15 protein-coding genes are annotated in these 17,568 nt (G+C 75.9%); 9 read left to right on the forward strand and 6 right to left on the reverse strand.

Translation table 11 applies throughout. The features are described 5' to 3' along the window. Positions 1 to 5: 5 nt before the first annotated feature. Complete coding sequence (gene meaB / locus Q1A09_RS03490; RefSeq protein WP_299952093.1) at positions 6 to 1,010, reverse strand: methylmalonyl Co-A mutase-associated GTPase MeaB; 1,005 nt, start codon at positions 1,008 to 1,010, stop codon at positions 6 to 8. Continuing rightward, a complete protein-coding gene (locus Q1A09_RS03495) occupies positions 1,007 to 2,227 on the reverse strand; it encodes an acetyl-CoA C-acetyltransferase (protein ID WP_299952094.1) in 1,221 nt (406 codons plus the stop codon). The genes meaB and Q1A09_RS03495 overlap by 4 nt, the downstream gene beginning before the upstream one ends. 199 nt (positions 2,228 to 2,426) lie before the next feature. Between Q1A09_RS03495 and mce the strand changes: the two genes are divergently transcribed. From mce to Q1A09_RS03525, 6 genes are all read left to right on the forward strand, one after another. Then, a complete protein-coding gene (gene mce / locus Q1A09_RS03500; protein WP_299952095.1) occupies positions 2,427 to 2,879 on the forward strand; it encodes a methylmalonyl-CoA epimerase in 453 nt (150 codons plus the stop codon). Between the two features lie 99 nt (positions 2,880 to 2,978). Continuing rightward, the gene (gene ccrA / locus Q1A09_RS03505; protein WP_299952096.1) at positions 2,979 to 4,310 is read left to right on the forward strand and encodes a crotonyl-CoA carboxylase/reductase; all 1,332 of its coding nucleotides are present in this window, start codon (positions 2,979 to 2,981) and stop codon (positions 4,308 to 4,310) included. A gap of 157 nt (positions 4,311 to 4,467) precedes the next feature. Continuing rightward, complete coding sequence (locus tag Q1A09_RS03510) at positions 4,468 to 6,084, forward strand: hypothetical protein (RefSeq protein ID WP_299952097.1); 1,617 nt, start codon at positions 4,468 to 4,470, stop codon at positions 6,082 to 6,084. Positions 6,085 to 6,454: 370 nt separating this feature from the next. Next, on the forward strand, positions 6,455 to 8,692 hold the full coding sequence (locus Q1A09_RS03515; protein WP_299952098.1) for a hypothetical protein: 2,238 nt from the start codon (positions 6,455 to 6,457) through the stop codon (positions 8,690 to 8,692). A 62-nt stretch (positions 8,693 to 8,754) separates the two neighbouring features. Next, positions 8,755 to 9,633 (forward strand): DUF4397 domain-containing protein, encoded by an 879-nt coding sequence (locus Q1A09_RS03520; RefSeq protein ID WP_299952099.1) that lies wholly within the window; start codon positions 8,755 to 8,757, stop codon positions 9,631 to 9,633. Between the two features lie 17 nt (positions 9,634 to 9,650). After that, the gene (locus tag Q1A09_RS03525) at positions 9,651 to 10,310 is read left to right on the forward strand and encodes a class F sortase (RefSeq protein WP_299952100.1); all 660 of its coding nucleotides are present in this window, start codon (positions 9,651 to 9,653) and stop codon (positions 10,308 to 10,310) included. Between the two features lie 87 nt (positions 10,311 to 10,397). Here Q1A09_RS03525 and Q1A09_RS03530 read toward each other — a convergent pair whose 3' ends face one another. From Q1A09_RS03530 to nucS, 3 genes are all read right to left on the reverse strand, one after another. Next, on the reverse strand, positions 10,398 to 10,703 hold the full coding sequence (locus Q1A09_RS03530; RefSeq protein ID WP_299952101.1) for a hypothetical protein: 306 nt from the start codon (positions 10,701 to 10,703) through the stop codon (positions 10,398 to 10,400). Between the two features lie 5 nt (positions 10,704 to 10,708). Continuing rightward, complete coding sequence (locus tag Q1A09_RS03535; RefSeq protein ID WP_299952102.1) at positions 10,709 to 12,493, reverse strand: 3-hydroxyacyl-CoA dehydrogenase family protein; 1,785 nt, start codon at positions 12,491 to 12,493, stop codon at positions 10,709 to 10,711. Between the two features lie 135 nt (positions 12,494 to 12,628). Beyond that, positions 12,629 to 13,300, reverse strand: coding sequence for an endonuclease NucS (nucS, locus tag Q1A09_RS03540; RefSeq protein WP_299952103.1), 672 nt, complete (start codon positions 13,298 to 13,300; stop codon positions 12,629 to 12,631). A 127-nt stretch (positions 13,301 to 13,427) separates the two neighbouring features. Here nucS and Q1A09_RS03545 point away from each other — a divergent pair, with 127 nt between their 5' ends. Further along, complete coding sequence (locus Q1A09_RS03545) at positions 13,428 to 14,333, forward strand: hypothetical protein (RefSeq protein ID WP_299952104.1); 906 nt, start codon at positions 13,428 to 13,430, stop codon at positions 14,331 to 14,333. Positions 14,334 to 14,376: 43 nt separating this feature from the next. Here the strand turns inward: Q1A09_RS03545 and Q1A09_RS03550 are convergent, their stop codons facing one another. Next, a complete protein-coding gene (locus tag Q1A09_RS03550) occupies positions 14,377 to 15,765 on the reverse strand; it encodes a dicarboxylate/amino acid:cation symporter (protein ID WP_299952105.1) in 1,389 nt (462 codons plus the stop codon). A 365-nt stretch (positions 15,766 to 16,130) separates the two neighbouring features. Here Q1A09_RS03550 and Q1A09_RS03555 point away from each other — a divergent pair, with 365 nt between their 5' ends. Then, positions 16,131 to 16,787, forward strand: coding sequence for a DedA family protein (locus Q1A09_RS03555; protein WP_299952106.1), 657 nt, complete (start codon positions 16,131 to 16,133; stop codon positions 16,785 to 16,787). A gap of 4 nt (positions 16,788 to 16,791) precedes the next feature. Next, positions 16,792 to 17,523, forward strand: a complete 732-nt coding sequence (locus Q1A09_RS03560) for a YqjF family protein (protein ID WP_299952107.1) — start codon at positions 16,792 to 16,794, stop codon at positions 17,521 to 17,523. Positions 17,524 to 17,568 lie beyond the last annotated feature (45 nt).

A 17,568-nucleotide genomic window follows, 5' to 3' on the forward strand; every position in this document is an offset into this window, starting at 1 on the left:
GGGTCCTAGAGCTGCGCGATCAGCTGGTCCGCGGCCCGGTACGGGTCGGTCTCCCCTGCCACCACCCGCTCCGCCAGCGCCGGCAGCGCGGCCGATCCGCCGATGTCGCCCATCCTCTCCCGGAGCCCGGCCAGCGCGATCGCCTCGACCTCCCGGGCGGCCCGCTCGACCCGGCGGCGGCGCCCCTCTCCGGAAGAGGCCAGCCACTCACCGTGCTCGGCGATCCGGGCGACGACGTCGTCGACCCCGTTGTCGGTGTCGCGGGAGGCGACGGTCTTCACGATCGGTGGCCGCCAGGCGCCGGCGTCGGTGTGCCGGCCGCCCAGGGAGAGCATCGCCCGCAGGTCGCGCACGGTCTGGTCGGCGCCGTCCCGGTCGGCCTTGTTGACCACGAACACGTCGGCGACCTCGAGGATGCCGGCCTTGGCGGCCTGGATGCCGTCGCCCATGCCCGGGGCGAGCAGCACCAGCGTGGTGTCGGCCAGCGAGGCGACCTCCAGCTCGGACTGCCCCACCCCGACCGTCTCGACCAGGACGACGTCGCAGCCGGCCGCGTCGAGCACCCGCAGCGCCTGCGGGGTGGCCCAGGCCAGCCCACCCAGGTGGCCGCGGGAGGCCATCGAGCGGATGTAGACGCCGCCGTCCCCGGCGTGGTCCTGCATCCGCACCCGGTCACCGAGCAGCGCACCACCGGAGAACGGCGACGAGGGGTCGACCGCGAGCACGCCGACCCGCTGCCCGGCCTGCCGGAACGCGCGCACCAGCGCGGTGGTGGTCGTGGACTTCCCGACCCCGGGCGGGCCGGTCAGGCCCAGCACCCGGGCCCGCCCGGTGTGCGGGGCCAGCGCGGCGGCGACGTCGCGCAGCAGCGGGCTGGCGTCCTCGACCAGCGAGATCAGCCGGGCGACCGCGCGGGCCTCCCCCGCGCGGGCGCCCGCGACCAGCGCGGGGACGTCGGCCGTCCGCCGGCCCCGTCGTCCGGGGGGCGACGACGGGACCGCGGACGTCACGCCTGGGCGGACAGCGGCCGGGCGGGCACGTGCAGGAGCAGCGCGTCGCCCTGCCCACCGCCACCGCACAGCGCCGCGGCACCCACGCCGCCGCCGCGGCGGCCCAGCTCGAGCACCAGGTCCAGCACGATCCGGGCGCCGCTCATCCCGACCGGGTGGCCCAGCGCGATGGCCCCGCCGTTGGGGTTGACCTTCGCCGGGTCGATGCCCAGCTCACGGGTGGAGACGATGGCCACGGCGGCGAAGGCCTCGTTGAGCTCGACCAGGTCCAGGTCCTTCGGGTCGATCCCCTCCCGCTCGCACGCCTTCTGGACCGCGCGGGACGGCTGGGTCTGCAGGGTGGCGTCCGGGCCGGCGACGACGCCGTGCGCACCGATCTCGGCGAGCACGGTCAGCCCCAGCTCCTCGGCCTTCGCCGCGGACATCACCACGACCGCGCAGGCGCCGTCGGAGATCTGCGAGGCCGACGCCGCGGTGATCGTGCCGTCCGTCGCGAAGGCGGGCTTGAGCCTGGCCAGGCTCTCCGCGGTGGTGTCGGGGCGGATGCCCTCGTCCTCGCGGAACTCAATCGGGTCGCCCTTGCGCTGCGGGATGAGCACCGGGGTGATCTCGGTGTCGAAGATGCCGTCCTTGGCCGCCCGCGCTGCCCGCTGGTGACTCTCCGCGGCGTAGGCGTCCTGCTCCTCGCGGGTCAGCCCGTAGCGGCTGTTCGACTCCTCGGTCAGCTTGCCCATCGCGACCTGGTCGAAGGTGTCGGTGAGGCCGTCGTGGGCCATGGCGTCGACCAGCGTCGCGTCGCCGAACTTGGTGCCGGTGCGTGAGCCCTTCAGCAGGTGCGGGGCCTGGGTCATCGACTCCATGCCGCCGGCGACGACGACGTCGAACTCGCCCGCGCGGATGAGCTGGTCGGCCAGCGCGATGGCGTCCAGGCCGGAGAGGCAGACCTTGTTCAGGGTGAACGAGGGCACCGACATCGGGATGCCGCCGGCGACGGCGGCCGGGCGGGCGGGGTTCTGCCCGGCGCCGGCCTGGATGACGTGGCCCATGATCACGTAGTCGACCTGGTCGCCGGTGATCCCGGCGCGCTCGAGGGCCGCCTTGATCGCGATGCCGCCGAGGTCGGCCGCGGAGAAGTCCTTCAGCGAGCCGAGCAGGCGGCCCATCGGCGTCCGGGCGCCGCCGACGATGACGGAACGGGTGGGTGCGGGCTTGCTCATCGAGGCTCCAGTGGCTCCCGGTCACCGCCGTTGGCGACCGTCTCGGCAGGGCAGCGCGCAGGCCTCTCGGGGCACCACGGGCTGCCGTCAGGATAGGGCGCGGGCCGAACCCGGGAGCCCGGGCGGTGACCGACGTCACCATCCGGTCACCGCCGGCCGGGGCTCCCCGTCGCGCGCGGGCGGCGGCAGGATGCGGGAGGTGACCGACGACGCGCACCCCGGCCTGACCGGCGACCTGTTCACCACCATCGACCACGTCGGCATCGCCGTCCCGGACCTGGACGAGGCGATCGCCTTCTACGCGGCGACCTTCGGCATCTCCTCGGTGCACGAGGAGACCAACGAGGAGCAGGGCGTCCGCGAGGCGATGCTCACCGTGGGGTCGGGCGAGACGCGGGTGCAGCTGCTCGCGCCACTGACGCCGGAGTCGACGATCGCCAAGTTCATCGGCCGCTCCGGCCCGGGGCTGCAGCAGCTGGCCTTCCGGGTCACCGACGTGGAGGCGGTCAGCGCCACGTTGCGCGAGCGCGGGATGCGACTGCTCTACGACGCCCCCCGCCGCGGCACGTCGGGCAGTCGGGTCAACTTCGTGCACCCCAAGGACGCCGGTGGCGTGCTCGTGGAGCTGGTGGAGCCCGCCGCGCAGGGTTGAGTTGCCTGCGTCACACGACCTGGCCAGCCGGAGCTACCCGCCAGTAGCCTCCGCGCACCGCACTGCCCCTCGAGCCAACGACGACCCGGGAGCGCACGCATGGACCAGATCAGGGACGCCATCCTCGCCGACGACCTCGACGCGATCGGAGGGCTCCCGACACCGGGGTCCTACCGCGCGGTGCTGGTCCGCAAGGACGAGCAGGAGGTGTTCGAGGGCCTGGAGACGAAGGACAAGGACCCCCGCCGCTCCCTGCACGTGGAGGAGGTGCCGACACCCGAGCTCGGCCCGGGCGAGGCGCTGGTGGCGGTGATGGCCTCCTCGGTCAACTACAACACCGTCTGGACGTCGATCTTCGAGCCGGTGTCGACCTTCGGCTTCCTCGCCCGCTACGGCCGGCTCAACGACCTGACGAAGAAGCACGACCTGCCCTACCACGTGGTCGGCTCCGACCTGGCCGGCGTCGTCGTCCGGGTCGGCCCCGGGGTGAACCGGTGGGCGCCAGGTGACGAGGTGGTCGCGCACTGCCTGTCGGTCGAGCTGGAGGACCCGGCCGGCCACGACGACACGATGATGGACCCGCAGCAGCGGATCTGGGGCTTCGAGACCAACTTCGGCGGCCTGGCCGAGCTGTCCCTGGTCAAGAGCAACCAGCTGATGCCCAAGCCGGCCCACCTCACCTGGGAGGAGGCCGCCTGCCCCGGGCTGGTCAACTCCACCGCCTACCGGCAGCTGGTCAGCCGCAACGGCGCGGCGATGAAGCAGGGCGACGTCGTGCTGATCTGGGGTGCCTCCGGTGGGCTGGGCTCCTACGCCACCCAGATGGCGCTGGGCGGCGGCGCGATCCCGGTGTGCGTGGTCGGCAGCCCGGAGAAGGCCGAGATCGTGCGCTCGATGGGCGCCGAGCTGGTGATCGACCGGTCGGCCGAGCAGTACCGGTTCTGGTCCGACGAGGAGACCCAGGACCCCGACGAGTGGAAGCGGCTGGGCGCCCGGATCCGCGAGCTGACCGGCGGGGACGACGCCGACATCGTCTTCGAGCACCCCGGCCGGGAGACCTTCGGCGCCAGCGTCTACGTCGCCCGCCGGGGCGGCACGATCGTCACCTGCGCCTCGACCAGCGGCTTCCTGCACTCCTACGACAACCGGTACCTCTGGATGAACCTCAAGCGGATCGTCGGCTCGCACTTCGCCAACTACCGCGAGGCCTGGGAGGCCAACCGGCTGATCCAGCGGGGGCTCATCCACCCGACGCTGTCCAAGACCTACGCCATGGCGGACGTCGGCCAGGCCACCTACGACGTCCACCGCAACCTGCACCAGGGCAAGGTCGGGGTGCTCACCCTCGCCCCCGAGGAGGGCCTCGGCGTGCGGGACACCGCCCTGCGCGAGCAGCACCTCACCGCGATCAACCGGTTCCGGGACCAGTAGCCCAGGTGTGCCCGGCCGACCGCGCACGGCCCCGCGGCGGGCCCGTGCACAGCGCCCTGCCGGTCCTCGCGAGGACCGGCAGGGCGGGGTCTGGCAGTTCGCTGGGAGCGGTCCACGACACGCTGACCGCACCCGCGATCAATGCGAGGATGACCGCATGAGCGACCCCCGCGACGAACTGATCGACTACCGCGACGGCGGGCCGACCTTCGACGTCGTCCGCAAGGGGTACGACCGGGAACAGGTCGCCGAGACCCTCGCCGGCCTGGACGCCGACATGCGTGTTGCGCTCGCCGACCGCGACGCCGCCGTCGCCCGCTCCGCCGACCTGGCCCGCCAGCTGCAGGCGCTGCACGGCGAGGTCGAGTCGCTGCGCCGCCGCGCGGCGACCGCCAGCGCCCCCACGTTCGAGAACATGGGCGAGCGCATCTCCAACATGCTGCGGCTGGCCGAGGAGGAGGCGGCGGAGATCCGCCGCGCGGCCGAGGAGCAGGCCGCCCAGCTGCAGGGCGCGGTGGCCGCCGAGGCGGAGGCGATCCGCGAGCGGGTGGCCGGCGAGGAGCGCGCGCTGGGCGAGCGGTCCGCGGCCAGCCGGGCCGAGGCCGAGCGTCTGGTCGTCGAGGCCCGCCAGCACGCCGAGCAGATCGCCGCCGTCGCGCAGGCCCGCGCCGACGACCTGGTCACCAAGGCCCAGGAGCGGGTGGCCCGGCTCGACGCCGACTCGCAGGCCCGCCGCGCCAAGGCCGAGCAGGACTTCGAGATCGCCCAGCGCGCCCGCCGCACCGAGGCGGCCCGGCTGGAGGAGGAGCGCGAGCGCACCTCGATCGCCACCGCGCAGCAGCGGGTCGCCGAGGCCGACGAGCGCGCCCGCCGCACCGTCGCCGAGGCGGAGGCGGCCGCCGCCGCGATCCGCGCTGTCCGCGACGAGCTGGTCGGCCGGCTGACCGACGTCCGCTCGCTGCTCGGCCAGCTGCCGGACCTCTCGGACCGCCCGCAGCAGGGCAGCGACGCCCCGGCCCAGGGGGCCGCCCCGCAGCAGCCTGCCCCGTCCGAGGCTCCGCAGGGCCGCGGCCAGCAAGCGACCGAGGCACCCACCGCCCAGGCACCGCAGCGCGAGCAGGCGGCCCAGCGCGAGCAGGCAGCACAGCGCGAGCAGGCAGCAGAGCGCGAGCAGACAGCACAGCGCGAGCAGACAGCACAGCGCGAGCAGACAGCACAGCGCGAGCAGGCGCCCCGGGGCGAGCAGGCACCGGCAGCGCAGGCTGCAAGCCGACCGGCTCCGGTCCAGCAGGCTCCGGCTCAGCAGGCACCGGCCCAGCAGGCACCCGCGCAGCCGGTACCGGCCCAGCAGGCCCCGTCCGGCAGCTCGGCTGCGGGGACCCGGCCGGCTGCGGCCGTACCGGCGCGGGCGGCAGAGACCCAGGAGGTGCGGCTGCCCGCACCGGCCGGGTCGGGCGCGGCAGCGGCACCCGAGCCGGCCGGGGGCCAGCGCCAGGGCGTCCGGACGCCGCCCCCCGCCCACCCGACGCAGCAGGTGGCGGCCCAGCGGCCCGAGGCGGCAGCGGCGCAGCCCACCGGTGACGCGGACGACGCGACGCAGCCCGGCACCGCCGAGCAGCCGGCCGTGGAGCGCCCGGCGGCCCAGCAGCGGCCCCAGCCGACGCCGCGGCAGACGCCGCCGGTCCCGGCCCGTGGCCCGGCCACCCGGGTGCAGCCGAACCCCGCGGTGACCGCCGGTCAGGGGGGCGGTCCGGCCACTCCCGGCCGGAGCTGACCTCCGCACCTCCCCCGACGGACCCGCCGGCGCTGCGCGCGCCGGCGGGTCCGTCGTCGTCTCCCCCGCTGGCCGCCCGGCGGGGGCCGTGTCAGGGTCGGGCACGGTCGGCTGCTGAGCCGGCGGTCCCGAGCGTCCACCGGCGGTGCGGCACGGGCGGGCGGCGGTGCGGCACAGGCGGGGCACTGCCCGCGAGGGCACGATGAGACCTGGACCGGTCCTCGACCACCCCGGGGACCGGAGCGAGCGCGGGGGGAGGACGACGGCCGTGGCCGAGTCGACGACACGGCCGGACGGCACCCCGACGTCCGGCACCGGCGGCGCACCCCGACTGCACGCGACGGGCCGCCACCACCCGCACGACCGGTCGGTGGGACGGACCGAGCCGGCCGGTGAGCCGGGAGCCGGCACCCCGGCTGCCCCTCCGGCGGAGCAGGCGGCGGCCGCCGGCGAGACGCCCGACACCGGCCCGGTCCGTGACGCCCAGCCCGACACCGGCCCGGCGCACGCCGCCCGGCCCGACCCGGCCCACCCAGCACAGCCCGACACCGGGCCCGCCGACCCCGCACAGCCCGGCACCGCCCACGCCGCCCATCCCTCCCACGCCGCCCATCCCTCCCACGCCGCGCAGCCCTCCCACGCCGCGCAGCCCGACCTCGGCCGCATCGCGCAGGCCGCCACCGCCCACGCCGCGCAGCCCGACATCGGTCGGGCCCCCACGACCGGTACCGGCACCGGTCGTGGTCCCGACGGGGGCGCCCCTGCCGGCCGGGGCACCAGCGGCGTGCCGCGTCGGGCCCAGCACCGGGCCGCCCGACCGCCACTGCTGGCCCGTGCCCGGGCCGGCCTGCTCTGGCCCCTGGCGGCGCTGGTCGTGGTGGGCCTGGTCGCCGGGCGCACGCTGCGCGGCGGGCCGCTGCCCGGCGACAGCGCCCTCATGGGGCCGGCCTTCCTGCTCGGTCGCGGCGAGGGCTCGCTGGCCCCGCTCTCCCCCGAGGGGCTGGGCGCCGCGCACGCGGCCGTCTACGCGACGGTGACCCGGGCCGTGGAACGGCACGCCACCCTCGCCGGTGCCGAGCGGGAGCTGCTGCTGGTCGTGCTCCTGGTCAGCGCCGTGCTGCTCTGGCGCACCGCCCGGCGGATCGGGGTCCCGGACGCCGCCTGCGCGCTGAGCGTGCTGGCGCTGGGTGCCGTGCCCGCGCTGGCGCCGCTGCACGCCGTCGCCACCCCGGCCGCGTTCGCCGGCGCCTGGTCGCTGCTGGCGGCGTGGCTGCTCGCCGGGCTGCTCACCGGCGACCGCGCCCCCGGCAGCCGCCCGCCGGTCGCCGCCGCGGTGCTCGCCGGGGTCGCGGTCGTGCTGGCCGTGCTGCTGGCGCCGGACCTGCTGCTGCTGATCGTCGCCGGAGCCGCCGCCGCGGGTGCGCTGACCGGCGCGGTGCGGCGGCGCGCACTGGCCGCCGGGGTGGGCTTGCTGCTGCTCGCCGGCACCCGGGTGCTGGTCGCCCGCTGGGACCCCGACTCCGGTGACCCGGCCCGCTGGGGCGGTGACCGGGTCGACCTCTGGCTGATCGGCGCGGCGCTCGTGGTCATCGGCCTGCTCGCCGCCTGGTCGCTCCCCGGCCTGCGCGCCCTCGGCACCGCCCTGGTCGCCGTCACCGTGGTCGCCGTCGCCCCGCCGGTGGCCCGGCTGCCCGCGCTGGTGCTCGCCCTGCCGCCGGCCGCGCTGCTGCTGGGTGCGGTGGCCACCGTGGCGGCGTCCCTGGCCGCCCGCCCGGTGCTCGCCCGGCGGCCGAGGGCCCTGCTGGCTGCCGGGCTGGTCGCCGCCGTCGTCCTGGCCGGGACCGGCGTCGCCGCCGCCGCGGGACTGGCCGGCACGCCGCGGCGGGACCTCGGTGCGGACGCCTACGACCAGCTGGCCGACTGGGCAGCCGACCAGCTGCGGGACGACGCCGTGCTGGTCGCCGGACCGCGGACGACGGCCGAGCTCCTGCACGCCGGCGTCGCCGAGGCGCGTCTGGTCCGTGGCGCGGACGTGCCGGTGCCGGCGTCGGCACCCGCGGCGGGCGACCTGGCCCTGCGGGTGACCACCGGCCGGCCGGCCGAGGACAGCGAGACCCTCGCCCGCTTCGGGAACGCGACCGACGGCCCGGTGCTCACCGTGGCCGACCCCCGAGCGGTCGCGCCGACCGAGGAGCAGCTGGCCGCCCGGCGCGACCTGGCCGCCGCCCTGCTGGCGAACCCGACGACCGACGTGCCGCCCGACGACGCCGCGGTGCTGGCCGCCGGCCGGGTCGACCCGCGGCTGCTGTCCCTGCTGGCCGGCCTGGGCGCGCGGTACGGGGTGGGGGTCGGCGCGCTGCTCCCGGTCGCCGGCGAGCCGGCGGAGGCGCCGGTCCGCCAGGCGGTGATCAGCAGCCTGGGCGGCACCCCGCTCGCCGGGGACGACGCCGCGGCCCGGGCCGCGGCCGACCGGCTGCGCACCCTGCTGGACGCCCAGCGCCAGCCGTACGCGCCGGGCCTGGTCACCGAGGTCGAGGGCGGGCTGCTGGTCGGTTACCCGCTGGTGCGGGACCCCGACGCGCTGGTCACCATCAGCGGGGGACGATGAGCGTGCACGGCGGCACCGTGGGTAGTGACGCACCGGACCACCACCGACGACGAGGAGACTCCATGCCCCGGCCGACCCGCGCACCACTGCTCGCCCTGCTCTGCGCCGGGCTGCTCGCCCTGGGCGTGCCCGTCGCCACAGGGGCCGCGGCAGCGCCGGCCGTGTCCGGCACGGAGGGGCTGGTGCGGATGATGCACCTGTCCCCCGACACCCCGTCGGTGGACGCCTACATCGACTCGGTGTCCGATCCCGACGTCGGCGTGGTCCTCCCCGCGGTGACCTACGGGGACGTCTCCCCCTACCAGGTCGTGCCGGCCGGCACCTACACGGTGAGCGCCCGCGCCGCCGGCGCCGACCCGGCCAGCCCGCCGGTGCTGGCCAGCACCGTCACGGTGGCCCCCGGGACCGCCACCACGATCGCCGGTGTCGGCTACTTCGCCGACCTGGGCTTCGCCGTGCTGTCCGACGACCTGACCCTGCCGCCCGCCGGGCAGGCACGCGCCCGGGTGGTCAACGCCGCCAGCACCGGCGCCCCGCTGGACCTGACGCTGGCCGGCGGCACGTCGCTCGCCACCGACCTCCCCTTCGCCGAGAGCACCGACTACGTCGACGTGCCCGGCGGCGCCGGCACCCTGACGCTCACCGGCAGCACCGGTGAGCCGACCGAGCTGCCCGTCGACCTGGCCGCCGGGTCGGTCTACACCGTGCTGGTGCTCGACCGCGACGGTGGCGGGCTGACCGTGACCAGCGTGCTGGACGCCGCCAGCCCGGGCGTCGTCCCGGTCGGCGGGGTCGAGGCCGGTGCCGGTGGCACCGCGGTGGACGAGGGCCTGCCGGTCGGCCGGTCCGCTCTCGCCGTCCTCGCGCTGACCGCGCTGGCGCTGGCCGTGGGCGTGCGCCTGCCCCGCCGCGGGCGCACGCCGCGGCACCTGGCCTCCTGACCAGTCCGGCGGAGGTGGTGACCCGGACGAGCAGCCAGGCGCGGTCCGGCCGGCACCGCCGGCCGGACCGCCACCGGCTCACCGCGGTGCGCGCCGGGTTGCTCGCCGTGGCCGTCGTGGCCGGCACCATCGCGCTGGTCGACCGCCCGGACGACGCCGCGCGGGCCGTGCCGGTGGCCACCCCGCCCGCGCCGGTGGTGCTCGGCTCCCCCACTGCGGTGCCCGCCGCCCGCACCGTCGCCACTCCGGCCGGGCTGCGGATCGAGGCCATCGGCCTGGACACCGATCTCACCCGGATCGGCGTGGACGCCGCCGGTGCCCTCGTGCCCCCGGCGGACTTCGAGCAGGCCGGCTGGTTCGCGGCGGGCCCGGCACCGGGCGAGGTCGGGCCTGCGGTGCTGGCCGGCCACGTCGACGACCGGCGCGGCCCCGGGGTGTTCTTCCGGCTGGAGGAGCTCGCACCCGGTGACCGGGTGGAGGTCACCCGCGGCGACGGCGAGGTCCTCGACTTCGCGGTCACCCGGGTGGCCGCCTACCTCAAGGACGACTTCGCCACCGAGGAGGTCTACGGGCCGACGACCGGTGCGGAGCTCCGGCTGATCACCTGCGGCGGCACCTTCGACCGCACCCGCCGCAGCTACACCGACAACGTCGTCGTCTACGCCCAGCTCACCTGACGGCCGCCCGGCCCCGGCCCCGGCCCCGGCCACCCTTCAGGGTCCCGCCCTGAGCTTGCGAAGGGTGGGGGGAAGGGTGGTCCTTTCTCAGCGACGACGGTCGCGGGCCCGCCAGCAGGCGGTGTGCCAGTGCCGGCGCCAGTCCGCGGCGGACTCGGTGTCCCAGGGCTCCAGGTCGGAGTCGCGGGCGTAGGCCGGCCAGGTGACCACGTGCGGGGTGCGCGGCCGGATCTCCTGGTCGCACCCCGGGCAGCGGTAGGTCTTGTCGCTGCCCGCCCCGGTCAGCGGGCGGACCACCCAGTCCCCGTCGCCGGCCTCCTCGATCGGCTGGGCCGGCCGGCGGTCCGGGGGCGGTCCGGTCCGCCCCCGCCGGTTGCCGCCGTGGCGCCCCACGGCGGCTACCGGTCCGAGTGGTCGCGGAAACCGCGGCCGGCCTTGCGGCCCAGGTAGCCGGCGGTGACCAGGTGCTCGAGCAGCGGCGCCGGGGCGAAGCCGGGCTCGCGGAACTCGGTGTACAGCTCGCGCTCGATGGCCAGGGCGACGTCCAGGCCGACGACGTCCAGCAGCTCGAAGGGGCCCATCGGGTAGCCGCACCCCACCTTCATGGCGGCGTCGATGTCGTCGGCGGTGGCGTAGTGCGCCTCCAGCATCCGGACCGCGTCGTTGAGGTAGGGGAACAGCAGCGCGTTGACGATGAACCCGGCCCGGTCGGTGCAGGAGACGGCGTGCTTGCCCAGCTGCGCGCAGAGGGCCCGCGCGGTCGCCGCCACGTCGGGGTCGGTGGCGATCGTGGAGACCACCTCGACCAGCTTCATCGCCGCGGCCGGGTTGAAGAAGTGCAGGCCGACCACGTCGCCGGGGCGCTCGCTGGCCTTCGCGCACTCGATCACCGGCAGGCTGGAGGTCGTCGTGGCCAGCACCGCGCCGGGCTTGACGATCTCGCCCAGTGCGGCGAACAGCGCCTGCTTGGTGGCCAGGTGCTCGACGACGGCCTCGATGACCAGGTCGGCGTCGGCGAGGTCGTTCAGCTGGGCGCTGCCGGTGACCCGGGCCAGGGCGGCGTCCCGGTCGGCCTGCTCCAGCCGGCCGCGCACGACCTGCTTGTCCAGCGCCCGGGTCAGCCCGGCCTGCACCGCCTCGACCTTGTCCGGCGTCCGGGCGACGAAGGTGACGTCGTAGCCGGCCGCAGCCACCACCTCGACGATCCCGGTGGCCATCGTCCCGGACCCCACGACCCCGATCCGGCGCAGCGGGCGGGCCTCGGCGGCGGCCGCGTCGTCGGCGGGCGGGGTCTGGGCGTCCGGCACGACCTCGGCGGAGTCGCGGCCGGCGTAGGTGTAGAAGCCGCGGCCGGTCTTCCGGCCGAGCAGGCCGGCGGTCATCATCTGCTTGATCACCGGGGACGGGGCGTGCAGCCGGTTGCGCGACTGCTGGTACATCGTCACGAGGATCTCGTAGGCGGTGTCGATGCCGATCAGGTCCATCAGCGCGAGCGGGCCCATCGGCAGGCCGCAGCCCAGCCGCATGGCGGCGTCGATGTCCTCCCGGCTGGCGTAGCGGTTCTCGAACATCTCGACGGCGTGGTTGAGGTAGCCGAACAGCAGCGCGTTGGCGATGAAGCCGGCCTTGTCGCCGATGGTGACGTCGATCTTCCCGAGCCGGGCGGCGAGCGCCTCGACGTCCTCGACCACCGAGGGCTCGGTGACGACGGTGCGCACCACCTCGACCAGCTTCATCACCGGTGCCGGGTTGAAGAAGTGCATCCCGATGACCTTGCCCGGGCGGCCGGTGGTCACCGACAGCTCGGTGACCGAGAGGCTGGAGGTGTTCGTCGCCAGGATCGTGTCCGGCGGGCAGATGCCGTCCAGCCGGGCGAACAGCTGGGCCTTGAGCTCCATCCGCTCCGGGATCGCCTCGACCACCAGCTCGGCGACGGCGAGGTCCTCCATCACGGTGGTGAACCGGATCCGGGACAGGATCGCGTCGCGCGCCTCGGGCTCGAGCTTCCCGCGGGCGACGGCCTTGCCGGTGGACTGCTCGACGTGCGTGCGGCCGCGCGCCAGCGCCTCGTCGGTCACCTCGACCGCCGTCACCGACAGCCCGGCCCGGGCCAGCACCTCGGCGATGCCGGCGCCCATGGTGCCCAGCCCCACCACGCCGACCTCGGTCAGTTCTCTGGCCACGCTGCCGCCCCTCCGCCGTCCGGTGATCGTCGGCAGTCTCCCACCTCCGACCGTGGAGCTACCCGCCGGTAGTTCCGGCCCCGTCGCAGGGGCCCACCGCGCGCGGAGCGTGTGGTGGGGGGCGACGGGGTCCTTTCAGAACAGTCGCTGGGACGGGTCGTCCGTGCCCTTGAGGACGGCGTAGTCGACGGTCAGGCAGTCGATGCCGCGGTCGGCGGCGAGCACCCGGGCCTGCGGCTTGATCTCCTGGGCGGCGAAGACGCCCTTCACCGGGGCCAGCCGCGGGTCGCGGTTGAGCAGCTCCAGGTAGCGGGTCAGCTGCTCCACGCCGTCGATCTCCCCGCGGCGCTTGATCTCCACCGCCACGGTCGTGCCACCGGCGTCCCGGCAGAGCAGGTCGACCGGGCCGATCGCGGTCGGGTACTCCCGGCGGACCAGCGACCAGCCCGCGCCGAAGGTCTCCACGTGCAGCGCCAGCAGCCGCTGCAGGTCGGCCTCGACGCCGTCCTTCTGCAGGCCGGGGTCGACGCCCAGCTCGTGCCGGGAGTCGTGCTCGACCGACTCGATGGTGATGATCAGCTGCTCGCCGGCCTTGTTGGTGACCGTCCAGGTGCCGGTGCCGTCGGTGAGCTCCTCCCGCAGCGAGCACGGCGGGCTCATCCAGTTCAGCGGCTTGTAGGCCCGGTCGTCGGCGTGGATGGACACCGAGCCGTCGGCCTTGACCAGCAGCAGCCGGGTCGCGGGCGGGAGGTGGGCGGTGAGCCGCCCGATGTAGTCCACGGAGCAGCGGGCAATGACCAGGCGCACGGACGGCGACGCTACCGGCTGCCGGCAGGTCCCCCGCCACCGGCGCGACGCCAGTGACGGGTGGGACCCCGCCGGCGCGCCCGCCGCGACCGCGGAACCCCAGGACGGCGGCGGCCGTGTACTCCCTGTGCGCCCTGTCACCGTTCTGCGTCCCGCCGGCCTCACGCTGGCCCTGCTGCTGCTGACCGCCTGCGCCGAGAGCGGGGGCACCGGTACGGCACCGGCACCCGTGCCCGAGGCCGAGTCCGGGTCCGGGTCCGGGGCCGGGGCCGTCGTGCTGCCCGAGGCCGAGGACGCGCTGGTGCTGCAGGTGGAGCAGACCGGCGGGTTCGTGACCCCGGAGATGCTGGCCGGCCGGCTGCCGATCGTGAGCGTCTACGGCGACGGCCGGGTGATCACCCAGGGGCCGGTCATCGCGATCTACCCGGCCCCCGCGTGGCCGAACGTGCAGGTGCAGCAGGCCGACCGGTCGACCGTGCAGGAGCTCGCCGAGCGGGCGCTGGCCGCGGGCATCGACCAGACCGCCGACCTCGGCTCGCCGCCGCTCGCCGACGCCCCCTCCACCCGGTTCACGCTCGTGACCGACGACGGCCCGATCACCCGGGAGGTCTACGCGCTGCAGGAGGCCGAGGGTGCCGGCGGGCTCACCGCGGAGCAGGAGGCCGCCCGGGCGCAGCTGCGCGACCTCCTCGCCGACCTGACCGACCTGACCGCCACCCTCGGCGACGACGACGCCGCGCCGGCGCCGTACGAGCCCGCCGCGGTGGCCGCCCTGGCCCGCCCGTGGTCCGCCCCGGCCGACGATACGGAACAGCCGGAGCTGACCTGGCCCGGGCCGGAGCTGCCCGGTGAGCCGATCGCGCCCGGGGTGACCTGCGTGACCGCCACCGGCGAGGAGGCCCGGGCCCTGGCCGAGGCCGCCCGTGGCGCGACGACGCTCACCCCGTGGGTGGGCGCCGACGGGGCCCGGTGGTCGATCACCTTCCGCCCGCTGCTGCCGGAGGAGTCCGGCTGCGCCGACCTGACCGGCTGACCGCCGTGCTCCCCGGGTCCACGACCCGGGGAGCACCAGCACGTCAGGCCTGTGCGGCCACCGGCGGCTGCGGGCTGCGCAGGTCGCCGTCCACGCCGCCCTCCTGCTCCACCGGCGCGAGCGGGTCGGCGGTGCGGGTGGCGTTGTACCGGGCCAGGTCCAGCAGGCCCTCCCGCTTGGCGACGATCGTGGGCACCAGCGCCTGGCCGGTGACGTTCGTGGCGGTGCGCCCCATGTCCAGGATCGGGTCGACCGCCAGCAGCAGGCCGACGCCCGCCAGCGGCAGACCCAGGGTGGACAGCGTCAGCGTGAGCATCACGACCGCGCCGGTGACCCCGGCGGTCGCCGCCGAGCCGACCACCGACACCAGCGCGATGAGCAGGTAGTCGGTGATCGAGAGCGGGACGTCGAAGAACTCGGCGACGAAGATCGCCGCCAGCGCCGGGTAGATCGCGGCGCAGCCGTCCATCTTGGTGGTGGCGCCCAGCGGCACGGCGAACGAGGCGTAACTGCGCGGGACGCCGAGGTCGGCCTCGGTCACCCGCTGGGTCACCGGCAGGGTGCCGATCGAGCTGCGCGAGACGAACGCCAGCTGGATCGCCGGCCACGCACCGGCGTAGAAGCGCAGCGGCGAGAGGCCGTGCAGCTTGAGCAGCACCGGGTAGACGACCACCAGCACGATCGCCAGGCCCGCGTAGACCGCGCCGACGAAGACGCCGAGCGAGCCGAGGGACTCCCAGCCGTAGCTGGCCACCGCCTTGCCGATCAGGCCGACGGTGCCGATCGGGGCGAGCAGGATGACCCACCACAGCACCTTCTGCACGATCGCCAGCACCGAGCGGGTGACCGACAGGAACGGGTCGGCGGCCGAGCCCACCTTGAGTGCGGCGATGCCGATGGCCACCGAGACCACGATCAGCTGCAGGATGTTGAAGCTGACGCCGTCCGCGTCGCCCTCCAGGCCGAGGAAGTTGGCCGGGACGAGACCGGTGAGGAAGTCCCACCACCCGCCGGACGTGCCCTCGTAGGTGGCCAGGCCGGCGTCCACCGAGCTGCGGTCGCCGGGCCGGGTCAGCAGGCCCAGTCCGATGCCGATCGAGACGGCGATCAGCGAGGTGATGGCGAACCACAGCAGCGTCTGGCCGGCCAGCCGTGCAGCGTTGGAGACCTGCTTGAGGTTGGCGATGCTGACGATGATCGCGGTGACGATCAGCGGGACGACGATCGCCCGCAGCAGCCCGACGAAGGTGTTGCCGATCGTGGTCAGGGTGCTGGTCAGCCAGTTGGCGTCGGTGCCGGGCACCAGGGCGCCGTCGACGAAGGAGCCGGAGACCGGGCCCATCGCGCGGGCCAGCAGGCCCAGGGCCACGCCGACGACCAGGCCGAGCAGGACCTGGACGGCGAAGGGGACGGAACGGAGACGAGCGAGCACGGGGTGGTGCCTCTCAGAGCAGGGTGAGGGTGGGGGTGGGCCGGGAGCGGGAGCCCGGACAGCGCTCGGTCGTCACCCGTCCGTGGTCGACGACGCGGCGGCGCGTCAGCCCCCAGAGATCACTCACGCCGAGCAGGAAGGCACCGGTGGCGGCCGGGCATTCCCGCGGGTGACCGGGATCATGATCGCCGACCGTCGGCGGGCACCGGGACCGTCGGCGGGCACCGGGCCGGAGGACGCGCCGACGTCGTCCGGGAGTCGCAGCCGGGTGGTCCTCCCGGTGGAGGGCGACCCCGACCTGAGGTGGATGTGCCCGCAGTCCGGGCCGAGCAGGCTCGGGGCATGCCGTGCCCGGGGAGCCGATCGTGACCGACGCCGTGCTCAGCTGGGTGCAGGACCTGATGGCCTCGCCGTGGGTGCTGGTCGTCCTCTTCGCGCTGTCCGCCGTCGACGGCTTCCTGCCGGTGGTGCCCAGCGAGAGCGTGGTGATCACCGCGGGGGTGTTCGCCGCGACCGGGCAGCCGGACCTGCCCGCGGTGATCGCGGTGGCCGCGCTGGGCGCTTTCGCCGGTGACCACGTCTCCTACCTGCTCGGCTCGCTGGTGGGTCTGCGGCTGCGGGCCCGGGCGCGGCCGGGCAGCCGCCGGCACGCCGCGTTCACCCGGGCCGAGCGGCTGCTCGCCCGGCGCGGCGGCATGCTGCTGGTGACCGCACGCTACGTGCCCGGCCTGCGGACGACGGTGACGCTCACCGCCGGCGCCGTCGGCTGGCCGCTGCGCCGGTTCACCCCGTTCGCCACGCTGGCCGCGCTCACCTGGGCCGGCTGGTCGGCCGGGATCGGCTACGTCGGCGGGCTGGCCTTCGAGCGGGACCCGCTGCGCGGCCTGCTGCTGGGGCTGGGCCTGGCGCTGGGCCTGGCCGCGCTGGGTGAGCTGGTGCGGGCCCTGCTGCACCGTCGTCGCCGCGCCGTCCTCGGCCGGGAGACCCCGGCCGACGTCCCGGTGGAGGTGCGGGCAGGCTGAGGCGGTGAGCTCCCCGGAACCCGTGAGCCGGACGGCCCCGCGGCCGGTGCGCACGACCGTCTTCACCCAGGGCTGGCGCGACGTCACCTTCCTGCACTGGGCGGTCGACCCGGGCCTGGTCGCCCCGCTGCTGCCGGCCGGCACCGTGCCCGACGAGCTGGACGGCGTCACCCACGTCGGGCTCATCCCGTTCCGGATGCGGCGGATCGGCCTGCTCCGCGCACCCGGCCTGCCGTACCTCGGGTCCTTCGCGGAGACCAACGTGCGGCTGTACTCGGTCGACGCCCGGGGACGCCGCGGCGTCGTCTTCCGCTCGCTGGAGGCCGACCGGCTGCTGCCGGTGCTCGCGGCCCGGTGGGTGGCCCGGCTGCCCTACCAGTGGTCCCGGATGCGCATCGAGCGCGACGGCGACCGGTTCACCTACCGCTGTGCCCGCCGCTGGCCGGGGCCCCGCGGTGCGGGCGGCACGATCGCCGTCCGGGTGGGTGCGGAGCTGCCCGAGCCGAGCCCACTGGCGGAGTTCCTCACCGGCCGCTGGGGGCTGCACCAGGTCACCGCCGGGCGGCTGGCGTACTGGCCCAACGAGCACCCGGCCTGGCCGCTGCACGCCGCGGAGCTGCTCTCCCTGGACGACGACCTGGTCGCCACCGCCGGCCTGCCCGGGGTCGGCGGCGCCCCGGACAGCGTGCTGTTCTCCCCCGGCGTCGACGTCCGGTTCGGCCCGCGGCTGCGCTGACGCGACCGTCCCGCCGACGAATCGAGACGAGGCGTTCCGTCGAGG

The organism is uncultured Modestobacter sp. (genome assembly GCF_947486615.1).
Taxonomy (GTDB): Bacteria; Actinomycetota; Actinomycetes; order Mycobacteriales; family Geodermatophilaceae; genus Modestobacter.

What these genes read in the sequence shown, in the direction of transcription:
- Q1A09_RS03495 (WP_299952094.1), bottom strand. Translation starts at nt 2,227, where the DNA reads ATGAGCAAGCCCGCACCCACCCGTTCCGTCATCGTCGGCGGCGCCCGG.
- ccrA (WP_299952096.1), top strand. Translation starts at nt 2,979, where the DNA reads ATGGACCAGATCAGGGACGCCATCCTCGCCGACGACCTCGACGCGATC.
- Q1A09_RS03510 (WP_299952097.1), top strand. Translation starts at nt 4,468, where the DNA reads ATGAGCGACCCCCGCGACGAACTGATCGACTACCGCGACGGCGGGCCG.
- Q1A09_RS03520 (WP_299952099.1), top strand. Translation starts at nt 8,755, where the DNA reads ATGCCCCGGCCGACCCGCGCACCACTGCTCGCCCTGCTCTGCGCCGGG.